This is a genomic window from Bacteroides sp. AF20-13LB, assembly GCF_003603065.1.
GTDB classification, from domain to species: Bacteria; Bacteroidota; Bacteroidia; order Bacteroidales; family Bacteroidaceae; genus Bacteroides; species Bacteroides uniformis.
This window is the reverse complement of record NZ_QTMH01000030.1, coordinates 990-12,224: the sequence shown is the minus strand read 5'-3', so window position 1 is coordinate 12,224 and position 11,235 is coordinate 990. Positions and strand designations below refer to the sequence as shown.

Genomic DNA, 11,235 nt, shown 5'->3' with positions numbered 1-11,235 from the left:
GGCGAGCTTCCGAAAACCCACCGTAGTAATACGGCAGGGCGTTGGATGCTTAGCCTACCCCTCAAATCGGTGAACAATCTGGTCAAGGACGCCCGCAAGGTGCAGCAGACCATCCTGATGGTGGGCGACATCACAGACATCTATGTGAACAGTTTCCAACGGATGCTCCGTGACGGGAATTTCAGACCCGAAGAGCTTTCCGCAATCGCTTTCGGCTACACGAAACTGCTGGAGGAAAGCAACGAAGTGTTGACGGAACTCAGGAACGTGGTGAACATCACCACGCTCTCCATGACCGACAAGGAGCGCATGGACGTGGTGGAACGCTGCCACTCGAAGATGAAGCGTTACCGCAACCTCGTGAGCTACTACACGAACAAGAACATCTCCGTGAGTTACCTGCGTGCGAAAAAGAAGAACGACCTCGACCGCATCATGGGGCTGTACGGGAACATGAACGAAAGATACTGGTAGCCTATGAAGTTCGACAACCTTCATCAGATTTTACGTTCACTTTATGAGCAGATGATGCCGCTGTGTGGGGACATGGCTGGTGTGGCGAAAGGCATCGCCGGGCTGGGTGCGCTGTTCTACGTCGCCTACCGGGTATGGCAGTCGCTGGCGAGAGCTGAACCGATAGACGTATTCCCGATGCTCCGTCCTTTTGCCATCGGTCTGTGCATCATGTTCTTCCCGACTGTGGTGCTGGGCACGATAAACAGCATCCTCTCACCCGTCGTACAGGGCACGGCAAAGATGCTGGAGGCGGAAACGCTGGACATGAACCGATACCGGGAGCAGAAGGACAAACTGGAATACGAGGCGATGGTACGCAACCCCGAAACCGCCTACCTCGTGTCCAACGAGGAATTTGACAAGCAACTGGAGGAACTCGGCTGGTCGCCCTCCGACATGGTGACGATGGCGGGAATGTATATCGACCGGGGAATGTACAACATGAAGAAGAGCATCCGCGACTTCTTCCGCGAGATACTCGAACTGCTGTTCCAAGCCGCCGCCCTCGTGATAGACACCGTCCGCACCTTCTTTCTCGTGGTGCTGGCGATTCTCGGTCCGATAGCCTTCGCCCTGTCGGTATGGGACGGTTTCCAAAACACGCTCACGCAGTGGATATGCCGCTATATACAGGTCTATCTGTGGCTACCGGTATCGGACATGTTCAGCACCATACTGGCGAAGATACAGGTTCTGATGCTGCAAAACGACATCGAGCGGATGCAGGCAGACCCGAACTTCTCGCTGGATTCGAGCGACGGGGTGTATATCGTATTCCTCTGCATCGGCATCATCGGCTACTTTACCATTCCCACCGTTGCGGGCTGGATTATCCAAGCCGGAGGCATGGGCGGTTACGGTCGCAACGTGAACCAGATGGCGGGACGAGCCGGAAGCATGGCGGGCAGCGTGGCGGGTGCAGCCGCAGGAAACGCAGTCGGACGTGTCGGCAAATTGCTGAAATAATCAATGTGCAATCATAAATTGGAAAATATAAATGGAATTCAAATCACTTAGAAACATCGAATCGTCGTTCAGGCAGATACGCCTGTTCGGTATCGTCTTCCTCTCGCTGTGCGCCGTGGTGACGGTGTGGAGCGTGTGGAACTCCTACCGTTTCGCAGAGAAGCAACGGGAGAAAATCTATGTGCTGGACAACGGCAAGAGCCTGATGCTCGCCTTGTCTCAGGATTTGTCGCAGAACCGCCCGGCGGAGGCACGGGAACATGTGCGCCGTTTCCACGAGATGTTCTTCACGCTATCACCTGAAAAAAGCGCGATTGAACACAACGTGAAACGTGCCTTGCTGCTGGCGGACAAGAGCGTGTACCACTATTATTCGGACTTCGCGGAGAAGGGGTACTACAACCGCATCATCGCCGGGAACATCAACCAAGTGCTGAAGGTGGACAGCGTGGTGTGCGACTTCAACGCCTATCCCTACCGTGCCGTGACCTACGCCACACAGAAAATCATCCGGCAGAGCAACGTCACCGAGCGCAGCCTCGTGACCACCTGCCGCCTGCTGAACGCATCGCGGTCGGATGACAACCCGAACGGTTTTACCATCGAGGGTTTCACCATCATTGAGAACAAGGATTTACAGACTATCAAACGGTAACAGGACATGAAAAGTATCAGAAAATCAATGTGGGGCATGTATTGGAAACTCCACGACAAACGGAAACGCTTGGCGGCAAGTCTCAAAGGGTATCTGGACGGCTTGCCGCCGGAAACACGCCGCCGCATCGTGCTGGGGATGTTCGCCGCCTTCGCGGTGCTTGCCCTTTACACCTTCGGCAGAGCCGTCTATGACATCGGCAGGAACGACGGCTCACATATGGAAACGGGACACGCCGGACGGGTGGAACTGCCGACCCCGGCGGAAACAGGCAATCACTTAACACCTTATTTATATGGAACAGACAAAGAATGAACCGACGAAAGAGAACAAAGCTGCTCCCGAAACGGGGAAACCGAAAAAGGAGCGCGAACCGCTGACAGAGGCGCAACGGCTGAAACGGCAGAAGATGATCGTGCTGCCCGCTATGGTGTTGGTGTTCATCGGGGCGATGTGGCTGATATTCGCCCCGTCCTCCGGCAAGGAGCAACCGCCGGGAACGGACGGATACAACACCGAGATGCCCGACGCTGACAAGGCGAACCGGCAGATTATCGGCGACAAGCTGAAAGCCTACGAGCATGGGGAGATGGAAGAGCGTCAGGAGAGCCGCAACCGTGCCATCGGGCAGCTGGGCGACATGTTCGACCGCGAGATAGCGGGAACGGAGAACGGAGTGGACTTCGACCTCGCCAATCCGGGCGGCAAGGAAGAAAGGGCAAAGCCAGCCACGCCGCAGACCATCCAGTCCTCCGCAGCCGCCTACCGTGACCTGAACGCCACGCTCGGAAACTTCTACGACCAGCCGAAAAACGACAATGCGGAGATGGACGAATTGTTGGAGCGCATCGCATCGCTGGAGTCGGAACTGGAAAGCGAGAGGGGCAAGGCTTCCTCTATGGACGAGCAGGTGGCTCTTATGGAGAAGTCCTACGAGCTGGCGGCAAAGTACATGGGCGGTCAGAACGGAGGACAGCCATCGGCGGAACAGAGGGCAGAGCCAACTACCGTGCAGAAAGGGAAGAAGAACAAGGCAATGCCTATCAGACAGGTGGAGCATCAAGTAGTTTCTTCACTCTCACAGCCTATGAGTAACGCGGAGTTTGTCGCCGCCTTATCGCAGGAACGCAACCGGGGTTTCAACACGGCTGTCGGCACGGCGGAGGTATTGGACAGGAACACCATACCGGCGTGCGTGCATGGGGCGCAGAGCGTGACGGACGGGCAGACGGTAAGGCTGCGCCTGCTGGAGCCTATGGCGGTGGCAGGCAGGACAATACCCCGGGGTGCGGTGGTGGTCGGCACGGGCAAGATACAGGGTGAGCGGCTCGACATCGAGATTACCTCGCTGGAATACGACGGCACGATTATCCCCGTGGAGCTTGCGGTCTATGACACGGACGGACAGCCCGGCATCTTCATCCCGAACTCGATGGAGATGAACGCCGTCCGGGAGGTCGCCGCCAACATGGGCGGCTCGCTGGGAAGCAGCATCAACATCTCCACCAATGCCGGGGCGCAGCTCGCCTCCGACTTGGGCAAGGGGCTGATACAAGGCACGAGCCAGTACATCGCCAAAAAGATGCGAACCGTCAAGGTGCATCTGAAAGCCGGGTACAGGGTCATGCTTTACCAAGAAAAATATTGAAAACAATAAAAATTACCACTAAAATCCAAAAGTAATGAGAAAAGTAATCATCATGTTTGCCCTCGCTATGGGCATCATAACTGCCAACGCGCAGGAGAATGTAACCGTTGAAACGACCAACGGAAGTGAACAACCGACCTTGACGAAGGAGGTCTATCCGCAGAAGGAGGCGGACGGCGACCTATATCACGGGCTGTCACGCAAGCTGACCTTCGACCGCATGATACCGCCGCACGGTCTGGAAGTGACCTACGACAAGACCGTCCACGTCATTTTTCCGGCGGAGGTGCGCTATGTCGATTTAGGCTCGCCCGACCTGATTGCCGGGAAAGCCGACGGAGCGGAGAACATCATCCGTGTGAAGGCTACCGTAAGGAATTTTCCCAACGAAACGAATATGTCCGTCATCACGGAGGACGGCAGTTTCTACACCTTCAACGTGAAGTACGCCGCCGAACCGCTGTTGCTCAACGTGGAGATGTGCGACTTCATCCATGACGGCAGCACGGTGAACCGCCCGAACAACGCGCAGGAAATCTATCTGAAAGAGCTGGGCAGCGAAAGCCCGATGCTGGTGCGCCTTATCATGAAGTCCATCCACAAACAGAACAAGCGCGAGGTGAAGCATATCGGCTGCAAGCGTTTCGGCATCCAATACCTGTTGAAAGGCATCTACACGCACAACGGCTTGCTTTATTTCCACACGGAGATAAAGAACCAGAGCAACGTGCCTTTCGATGTGGACTACATCACTTGGAAAATCGTGGACAAGAAGGTTGCGAAGCGTACTGCCGTGCAGGAGCAGATTATTCTGCCGCTCCGCGCGCAGAACTACGCCACCCTCGTGCCGGGCAAAAAGAGCGAGCGCACGGTCTTCACGATGGCGAAGTTCACCATCCCCGATGACAAGTGCCTCGTGGTGGAATTGAACGAGAAGAACGGCGGCCGTCACCAGTCCTTCGTGATTGAGAACGAGGATTTGGTACGCGCGGGTACCATCAACGAACTTCAAGTACGCTGACCATGAGAAAGTACATCGCAATAATCATCGCGTCGCTTGCCCTTTTTACAGGGCAGGCGCACGCCCAGCGGTGTCTGCCGAAGATGCAGGGCATCGAGGTGAGGGCGGACATGGCGGACGGCTTCAATCTCGGCGGCAAGGACGGCGGGTACAGCTTCGGGGCGGCTCTCTCCACCTACACGAAGAAGGGGAACAAGTGGGTGTTCGGTGGCGAATACCTGTTGAAGAACAATCCCTACAAGGACACCAAGATACCCGTGGCGCAGTTCACGGCGGAGGGCGGCTATTACTTCAAGATACTGTCGGACGCCCGAAAGATTGTTTTCGTCTATGCCGGGGCTTCGGCTCTCGCCGGATATGAGGCGGTAAATTGGGGGAAGAAGGTGCTGCATGACGGCTCCACGCTGCACGACCGGGACGCCTTCATCTACGGCGGTGCGCTGACGCTCGATGTGGAGTGTTACGTGGCAGACCGTATCGCCCTGCTTGCCAACCTGCGGGAGCGTTGCCTTTGGGGTGGCGACACACGGAAGTTCCACACGCAGTTCGGGGTCGGTATCAAGTTCATCATCAACTGACACGGGCATGGAAAGGACGGAAATAGATGCTGTCAGAAGGATGCCGCTTGCGGATTTTCTCGCACGGCTGGGGCATGAGCCTGTCAGAAGGAGCGGTAACGAGCTGTGGTATCTTGCCCCGTACAGGGGCGAGCGCACATCCTCTTTCCGTGTGAACGTGGCGAAACAGCTCTGGTACGACTTCGGTTTGGGCAAGGGCGGCGACATCTTCACGCTTGCCGGGGAGTTTCTGCAAAGCGATGACTTCATGAAGCAAGCGAAGTTCATAGCGGAAGCCGCCAATATGACGGTTGCCGGATGGGAAAAGCCCGTCTATCTCTCGAAGCCGACCGAATCCGTTTTTGAGGATGTGGAGGTCGCTCCGCTGCTCCGCTCACTGCTGACGGAGTATTTAGAGGAACGGGGCATCCCTTACGCCATCGCATCCCGTCACTGCTGCCGCTTGAACTACGGTGTGCGTGGGAAACGGTATTTTGCCGTTGGCTTTCCGAACATGGCAGGTGGCTATGAAGTCAGAAGCCGATATTTCAAGGGTTGCATACCTCCGAAGTCTGTATCACTGGTAAAGGCGAATGACATCCCGGCTGACGAGTGCCTCGTGTTCGAGGGCTTCATGGACTTTCTCTCTGCCGTGACGCTTGGTGTAACCGGTAACGCTGACTGTCTTGTGCTGAACTCAGTCGCCAACGTGGAGAAGGCGGCGGGATTGCTGGACGGATACGGGCGCATCGGCTGCTTCCTCGACCGTGACGAAGCCGGACGGCGGACGCTTGCCGCACTTACCATGCGATACGGGGAACGTGTCACCGACCGTTCCTCCCTCTATGACGGTTGCAAGGACTTGAACGAGTACCTGCAACTGACAACGAAAAAACAGAAAAACAACCATCTAAAAATCGAAGAACAATGAACATACTGAACAACAGAAACAAGAGAACATCAATATTCAAGGCAGTGGCGTTATGCCTGATAGCCGCCATGTCATTCACCCTCGTGTCATGTGACGATGACATGGACATCCAGCAGTCCTATCCCTTCACGGTGGAGGTCATGCCCGTGCCGAACAAGGTAGTAAAGGGGCAGACAGTGGAAATCCGCTGTGAACTGAAAAAGGAGGGCGACTTTTCGGGTACGCTCTATACCATCCGCTATTTCCAGTTCGAGGGGGAAGGCTCGCTCAAAATGGATAACGGCATCACCTTCCTGCCTAACGACCGCTACCTGCTGGAGAACGAAAAATTCCGCCTGTACTACACGGCGGCGGGTGATGAGGCGCATAATTTCATCGTGGTGGTGGAGGATAACTTTAGCAACTCCTACGAACTGGAATTTGACTTCAACAACAGGAATGTAAAGGACGACGATCTTACCATCGTTCCCATCGGCAACTTCAGCCCCTTGTTGAAATGATGCGTGTATTCATGACAATGCTCTGTTCACTTCTGACGGTCTGTTCTGTGTCCGCGCAGATCAGCCGCCAAGAGGGAACGGACGGGCAGGCGGCAATCTACCGACTGCCGCTTATGGAACGTGCTTTTTTATGCTGCCGCTACTTTGAAGGCTGGCACTCAGAAAAACACTACCCATACGTCGGTTGGGGTCACAAACTTTTGCCAAACGAGAAGTATTCGGCACGAACCATGACAAAACGGGATGCGGATGAACTTTTGCGGAAAGACCTGCGCAAATTTGTCGCCATGTTCCGTAAATTCGGGGTTGATTCGATTTTGCTTGGCACGTTAGCTTACAATGTGGGACCGGCGAAGCTGTTAGGCAGCAAAACAATCCCCAAAAGCACCTTAATCAAGAAGCTGGAAGCTGGTGACAGGAACATCTACCGTGAGTATATAGCCTTCTGCAACTACAAAGGAAAACGCCACGCCATGCTGCTCAAACGGAGAAAGGCGGAGTTTGCGCTGTTGTATATCCCATAAAAGGACTGACAAAACTGGCAAAAGACGTGCCATATTTAACTTGGCACGTCTTTTGCTCTATCACTTGATAGATTATCGTAGGATTTTCTCGTTAATTGACATCGTTGAGCCATTTTTGCCTATCGGTTTCCAAATAACACTTCAAGTTGTAAGTGTTGTGAGAGCAATACAAAACATAGTTATTAACCATAAAAAGTATAGCGAAATTATGAAGAAAGTATTTAGGAAAATTCAGAAAGGAACAACAAAAATGATTGAACGTATCAAATCGTTGGGGGAAATGGAGACGAAGCAGAAATGTGTAGTTCAACGGTTCGAGATTATCATTCCCCTCCACCAAAAAATAACGACCCAATATATAGCCTCCGCAAGTTTTACTTGCGGATTTTTTAGTTATCGCAGATTGGACAAAGGTTTCTTTGCTACTTTCTTTGTCCGCCATCATGCTCACTGAAAGAAAGTAGGGCGGCTCTCGCCGCCCCGCCACTCAAAAGCGTGTGTAAAGTCCCGTCACCATCGTGAACATTTCCTCCAGCATATCAAAATAGATACCCTCGTGTACGGCAATGTCCTTTGTCTTGCACTCAAAGGTCTTTTTGCTGAACGTCCTGCGGTAGAAGCGCATATTGTAGAGGTCTGCCCCTTCGTCATAGATGATGTCAAGGCGGTTGGCACTTGTTTTGTTCCTTGCAAGGCTCATCCGTAAGCCGTTGCCCATATCTATGAAATCACGGCTACCTGTCATGGCGGTGAAGCGTTTTCCGCCTATCTGCTGTAATATCGTCTTGGCTATCATATCTTTTGTTTTTAGGGTTTTAAGTATTGGCGGTGCGGACACCGCCATCCCGTTCAAAATTCTCGCATTTCGGAAATGGGGGTCTGCCGTTGTAGCCACTCTTTCACACATTCCATATTGTACTCGCTCGTGATGACTGCCGTATGGCTGTCGGTGGCGGTGAAACGTGTGCTTTCGTAATCATCTATCCACCCCTTGAGGGTGTCCGTTCCCCACGCTCCGGTATCGTCAAAGATACCGTCCAATGCCGTGATAGGTTCGCTGAACTTGACTATCAGCGTTTGATAGGTCGTGTTCATAGTCTGTCCTCCTTTCCCTTCTTTGCGTTCAGCCACTTGTCCCGTGCGGCTCGGCACTCGTCCAACGTGGGTTTGACACAAGAGAACAATTCTCTGTCTATGGGGTGGCGGTAGTCGTACTGCACAAGTGTCCGCCTGCGTCTTCCGATACCCGATTGGAAACGCTCGTATTTCTCCGTACCTGCTTCCGCGCAGGTGCTTACTCCGTTGATGGTCATTCGTGTTGTCATAATGTTGCTTTTTAGATGGTTAAAAATGTACTGACAGAACTCTGTTCTTCATCACCATTTCGGGGTTGCTTGTGTAGCGTTGGTGCAGGTAGAAATGGTGTGAGCCGAAGCCGTAAAGGAAAAACTTGTCAAGTTCGTGCTTCTCGGCAAACTCCTTTACGCTCTTTCTCAATTCCCCCTCACTCGTTGTGAGAGTGAGGAGGTTCACAAATTCAAGGAACATCGTGGGGATTGCATCATCCCACACACAAATCATACTTTCAATTCTTACTTCCATATCAATGTTGTTTTAGGGGTTATGCTATGCCGCTTTCATCCGCTCACGGATAAGGTTGGCGTTCTTGTTCACAAGGTCTATGATGCGCTCGTGATATTCGGTGTCCTGGTTGTGCTTGCCGTGGCACTGCACCACTTCGAGGGTTCGCAAGTCCACCTCTACGGTTTCAATAATCTCATCGCCAATCCTTGCCGATAGTATGAGGGTGTCGGCTTTCTTGTAGTATCCACTGCCAAACACGCAGATGCCCTGCGTCTTGCCCTCGTTGTAATACTCGTCTATGCTTTCAAGCACCTTGACGATTATTTCCTCGTCCGTGATTACCAAGCCGAAGAATTTGGATTTGTTGGCGATGAAATCCTCCGCATCTTTCTTTCGTTGGAGTTGTCGCTGTTGCTCACGCTCACGCCTTTCAATCTCCCAACGGCGTTGCTCTGCGGCTCTTTCCTTCTCGTGTATGGCTTCAATTTTTCGGGTTGCGTTGTCGTGTGCCGCCATGAAATCTTCGGGACAGATGTTCTTCGGGTTACGGAGGTCTTGACCGAGTTTTTTGAGCATACGCAGATAGTCGCACCACATTGAGAGGTTGTCTATCTGATACTTGTGACGCTTGGCAATCAGATATGATGCCCAACATTCATCGGCAGTACGGGTATTGAAAAGAAAGTGTTTCATGACCTCAATCTCACCGCCTTTCATAAGGGTTTCAATTCTTGGGTCTGAAAGCAAGGCTTTGAAAAGACGCACGGGGGAGATGCCGTGGAAATCGCCCTTGAAGCCGTTACGTCTGAGTTGGGGCAATATCCTCATCTTTGGATATGCACAGCTTCTTGCCACCACATCATCGTATAGGCTGTTGTGCGGTCTTACCTCCATATCGCTGCCTAATGCCCACACATCGCAATAGCAGAAAAGGAAGCCACGGAGCAACGCCATGTCCGTAACCTTGCCGTCGGGTGAAATCCAACGCTGCACGACCTCGTGGCAGTAGAAACGCATCGGTTCGCCTTTCCTGCTCTCGCATCTGACCTGCGCCACGCGGATTACCTGATACCCTTTGCAGGTGGTTATCACGCTGAAATTCTGCGTTTCCTTGTAGATGCGTCTGCGTGTGTCCTGCACTTTGAGTTCGGCATGGCATTTGGGGCAGGTGCAGCCTTCAAGGGTGTCGCATAGTCCGCTGTCGCTGTGCCACTCGTGACCGCAGTCGGAACAGGTGATGTTCCCTTTCTTGGTGCGGTAGCCGATATGCTCAACGCAGTGGCGGTATGCCCAATCTATTTGTGTCGCTGATATGGGGCGAAGGTTGGCGGAAAGTCTTGCCACCTCTTTCTGTATCTTGGTCTTCGGTTTCATAAGCCTAAATCAAATAATGAGGGTTGGGGTTGGTTTTCTTTTCTCGCTGACGGTCTGTGGCGGTTCTGCAACTTGCGGAGTTCCTCCTCTTGGTATTTGCGGACAGCGTTCTGACGTGCCTCCGCCTTTTCCTCTGCCGTGAGTTTCACAACGTGGTTCACAACCACTTGGCAGTCCATCGGTTTGCCCACCTCTATCTCGTTTTCCTCATAGTAGTGGATGGCTTGCCCGAATATCTCTCCGTCCGTGAAACCGTTGCAACCGCTTTTCTGCACATAGTTCAGAATGTGGGTCACGCACTCGTCCATGTTCTTGGCAGGGTTGCGGTACTTCTTTGCAAATAGCGCATCTTCCTCCGCACGCTGTTCCAAGTACATATATATCGTTCTCTTGAAATGGTCTGTTCCTTTCATATCGCTGTCATTTTTAGATTATCTGTTTCAGTATCTCTCTCCAATAGGTCGGCTCTACCTCGCTGAGAAGGAAGTCCATGAAATCCCTCCGTGCGTCCTTGTTCAGTTCGTGGTACAATCTTCGGAAAGTTTCAAAATTGCCGTTGATGTACGTTTCCACCATATACACGAAGATGTTGTCCACCTCGTAATATCTGCACTGCTGCGCTGCCGTCTTGCTGTTTCTTTTTGCCATGTCGGTAAGGGTTAAAGGGTGAATAACCAAAGGATGAAGCCAAAGAAGGCAATGGTGGAAAGGATAGCCACGATTACACCTATCGCCACTCGGAACACTCCGTTTACAATCTCTCTGATGATGCCCCAAAGGATGCCGAACACCCCGAAGGCGGTGCGCATCATCAAGCCGCATATCGCCAACCCGATGTGTTGCGCCATTTGTCTGAAATTTGCCGTTGCCGTCATATCTTCGCTGTTTTTGATTTTTTTGTTTTTAATGCGGATTCAAGAGCTGAGGGAGTTGAGTTTCAAACTATCTTATCTGCCTCT

General features: G+C 52.7%; 19 protein-coding genes. 11 read left to right on the top strand and 8 right to left on the bottom strand.

What is annotated here, in order from left to right:
* From DWX62_RS21430 to DWX62_RS22560, 11 genes are all read left to right on the top strand, one after another.
* Positions 1-474 (top strand): conjugal transfer protein TraI (locus DWX62_RS21430; RefSeq protein WP_243636291.1); only part of this gene is annotated, 474 nt, incomplete at its 5' end.
* Positions 475-477: 3 nt separating this feature from the next.
* Positions 478-1,482, top strand: a complete 1,005-nt coding sequence (gene traJ / locus DWX62_RS21425) for a conjugative transposon protein TraJ (protein ID WP_004291518.1) — start codon at positions 478-480, stop codon at positions 1,480-1,482.
* 31 nt (positions 1,483-1,513) lie between these two features.
* On the top strand, positions 1,514-2,137 hold the full coding sequence (gene traK / locus DWX62_RS21420) for a conjugative transposon protein TraK (RefSeq protein WP_004291519.1): 624 nt from the start codon (positions 1,514-1,516) through the stop codon (positions 2,135-2,137).
* Between the two features lie 6 nt (positions 2,138-2,143).
* Positions 2,144-2,452, top strand: a complete 309-nt coding sequence (locus tag DWX62_RS22185; protein WP_004291520.1) for a TraL conjugative transposon family protein — start codon at positions 2,144-2,146, stop codon at positions 2,450-2,452.
* Positions 2,433-3,785 carry a conjugative transposon protein TraM gene (gene traM / locus DWX62_RS21415; RefSeq protein ID WP_004291521.1) on the top strand — a complete coding sequence of 451 codons (1,353 nt, stop codon included), beginning with the start codon at positions 2,433-2,435 and terminating at the stop codon, positions 3,783-3,785. Before DWX62_RS22185 ends, traM begins: the two co-directional genes overlap by 20 nt.
* Before the next feature lie 34 nt (positions 3,786-3,819).
* Positions 3,820-4,806, top strand: a complete 987-nt coding sequence (gene traN, locus DWX62_RS21410) for a conjugative transposon protein TraN (protein ID WP_004291522.1) — start codon at positions 3,820-3,822, stop codon at positions 4,804-4,806.
* A 2-nt stretch (positions 4,807-4,808) separates the two neighbouring features.
* Entirely contained in the window at positions 4,809-5,384 is a 576-nt protein-coding gene (locus DWX62_RS21405; RefSeq protein ID WP_004291523.1) for a conjugal transfer protein TraO, read from the top strand.
* A gap of 7 nt (positions 5,385-5,391) precedes the next feature.
* On the top strand, positions 5,392-6,294 hold the full coding sequence (locus DWX62_RS21400) for a toprim domain-containing protein (protein WP_004291524.1): 903 nt from the start codon (positions 5,392-5,394) through the stop codon (positions 6,292-6,294).
* Positions 6,291-6,794, top strand: a complete 504-nt coding sequence (locus tag DWX62_RS21395) for a DUF3872 domain-containing protein (protein WP_004291525.1) — start codon at positions 6,291-6,293, stop codon at positions 6,792-6,794. Before DWX62_RS21400 ends, DWX62_RS21395 begins: the two co-directional genes overlap by 4 nt.
* Entirely contained in the window at positions 6,791-7,318 is a 528-nt protein-coding gene (locus tag DWX62_RS21390; protein ID WP_004291526.1) for a hypothetical protein, read from the top strand. Before DWX62_RS21395 ends, DWX62_RS21390 begins: the two co-directional genes overlap by 4 nt.
* Positions 7,319-7,382: 64 nt before the next feature.
* Entirely contained in the window at positions 7,383-7,772 is a 390-nt protein-coding gene (locus tag DWX62_RS22560; RefSeq protein WP_004291527.1) for a hypothetical protein, read from the top strand.
* Between the two features lie 33 nt (positions 7,773-7,805).
* Here DWX62_RS22560 and DWX62_RS21380 read toward each other — a convergent pair whose 3' ends face one another.
* From DWX62_RS21380 to DWX62_RS21345, 8 genes are read right to left on the bottom strand one after another with little or no spacing between them, the layout of a single operon-like run.
* Positions 7,806-8,114 (bottom strand): hypothetical protein, encoded by a 309-nt coding sequence (locus tag DWX62_RS21380; protein ID WP_004304290.1) that lies wholly within the window; start codon positions 8,112-8,114, stop codon positions 7,806-7,808.
* A 53-nt stretch (positions 8,115-8,167) separates the two neighbouring features.
* Positions 8,168-8,470 carry a hypothetical protein gene (locus DWX62_RS21375; protein ID WP_005783104.1) on the bottom strand — a complete coding sequence of 101 codons (303 nt, stop codon included), beginning with the start codon at positions 8,468-8,470 and terminating at the stop codon, positions 8,168-8,170.
* Positions 8,410-8,643: a DUF3873 domain-containing protein gene (locus DWX62_RS21370; protein ID WP_004304291.1), complete on the bottom strand. Its 234-nt coding sequence runs from the start codon at positions 8,641-8,643 to the stop codon at positions 8,410-8,412. Before DWX62_RS21370 ends, DWX62_RS21375 begins: the two co-directional genes overlap by 61 nt.
* Positions 8,644-8,662: 19 nt before the next feature.
* Positions 8,663-8,920 carry a hypothetical protein gene (locus DWX62_RS21365; protein WP_004291531.1) on the bottom strand — a complete coding sequence of 86 codons (258 nt, stop codon included), beginning with the start codon at positions 8,918-8,920 and terminating at the stop codon, positions 8,663-8,665.
* A gap of 24 nt (positions 8,921-8,944) precedes the next feature.
* Entirely contained in the window at positions 8,945-10,276 is a 1,332-nt protein-coding gene (locus DWX62_RS21360; protein ID WP_004291532.1) for a PcfJ domain-containing protein, read from the bottom strand.
* A complete protein-coding gene (locus DWX62_RS21355) occupies positions 10,273-10,689 on the bottom strand; it encodes a PcfK-like family protein (protein WP_004291533.1) in 417 nt (138 codons plus the stop codon). Before DWX62_RS21355 ends, DWX62_RS21360 begins: the two co-directional genes overlap by 4 nt.
* A gap of 13 nt (positions 10,690-10,702) precedes the next feature.
* A complete protein-coding gene (locus tag DWX62_RS21350) occupies positions 10,703-10,924 on the bottom strand; it encodes a hypothetical protein (protein WP_004291534.1) in 222 nt (73 codons plus the stop codon).
* A gap of 11 nt (positions 10,925-10,935) precedes the next feature.
* Positions 10,936-11,151 (bottom strand): hypothetical protein, encoded by a 216-nt coding sequence (locus DWX62_RS21345; RefSeq protein WP_004291535.1) that lies wholly within the window; start codon positions 11,149-11,151, stop codon positions 10,936-10,938.
* Between the last annotated feature and the right edge of the window lie 84 nt (positions 11,152-11,235).

Excerpts from the sequence above, each read along its gene's own strand:
- DWX62_RS22185 (WP_004291520.1), top strand. The coding sequence starts at position 2,144 with ATGAAAAGTATCAGAAAATCAATGTGGGGCATGTATTGGAAACTCCAC.
- DWX62_RS21350 (WP_004291534.1), bottom strand. The coding sequence starts at position 10,924 with ATGGCAAAAAGAAACAGCAAGACGGCAGCGCAGCAGTGCAGATATTAC.
- DWX62_RS21390 (WP_004291526.1), top strand. The coding sequence starts at position 6,791 with ATGATGCGTGTATTCATGACAATGCTCTGTTCACTTCTGACGGTCTGT.
- DWX62_RS21365 (WP_004291531.1), bottom strand. The coding sequence starts at position 8,920 with ATGGAAGTAAGAATTGAAAGTATGATTTGTGTGTGGGATGATGCAATC.
- traM (WP_004291521.1), top strand. The coding sequence starts at position 2,433 with ATGGAACAGACAAAGAATGAACCGACGAAAGAGAACAAAGCTGCTCCC.
- DWX62_RS21360 (WP_004291532.1), bottom strand. The coding sequence starts at position 10,276 with ATGAAACCGAAGACCAAGATACAGAAAGAGGTGGCAAGACTTTCCGCC.
- DWX62_RS21400 (WP_004291524.1), top strand. The coding sequence starts at position 5,392 with ATGGAAAGGACGGAAATAGATGCTGTCAGAAGGATGCCGCTTGCGGAT.
- DWX62_RS21405 (WP_004291523.1), top strand. The coding sequence starts at position 4,809 with ATGAGAAAGTACATCGCAATAATCATCGCGTCGCTTGCCCTTTTTACA.
- DWX62_RS21345 (WP_004291535.1), bottom strand. The coding sequence starts at position 11,151 with ATGACGGCAACGGCAAATTTCAGACAAATGGCGCAACACATCGGGTTG.
- DWX62_RS21370 (WP_004304291.1), bottom strand. The coding sequence starts at position 8,643 with ATGACAACACGAATGACCATCAACGGAGTAAGCACCTGCGCGGAAGCA.
- DWX62_RS21395 (WP_004291525.1), top strand. The coding sequence starts at position 6,291 with ATGAACATACTGAACAACAGAAACAAGAGAACATCAATATTCAAGGCA.
- DWX62_RS21380 (WP_004304290.1), bottom strand. The coding sequence starts at position 8,114 with ATGATAGCCAAGACGATATTACAGCAGATAGGCGGAAAACGCTTCACC.
- traJ (WP_004291518.1), top strand. The coding sequence starts at position 478 with ATGAAGTTCGACAACCTTCATCAGATTTTACGTTCACTTTATGAGCAG.
- traK (WP_004291519.1), top strand. The coding sequence starts at position 1,514 with ATGGAATTCAAATCACTTAGAAACATCGAATCGTCGTTCAGGCAGATA.
- DWX62_RS21355 (WP_004291533.1), bottom strand. The coding sequence starts at position 10,689 with ATGAAAGGAACAGACCATTTCAAGAGAACGATATATATGTACTTGGAA.
- traN (WP_004291522.1), top strand. The coding sequence starts at position 3,820 with ATGAGAAAAGTAATCATCATGTTTGCCCTCGCTATGGGCATCATAACT.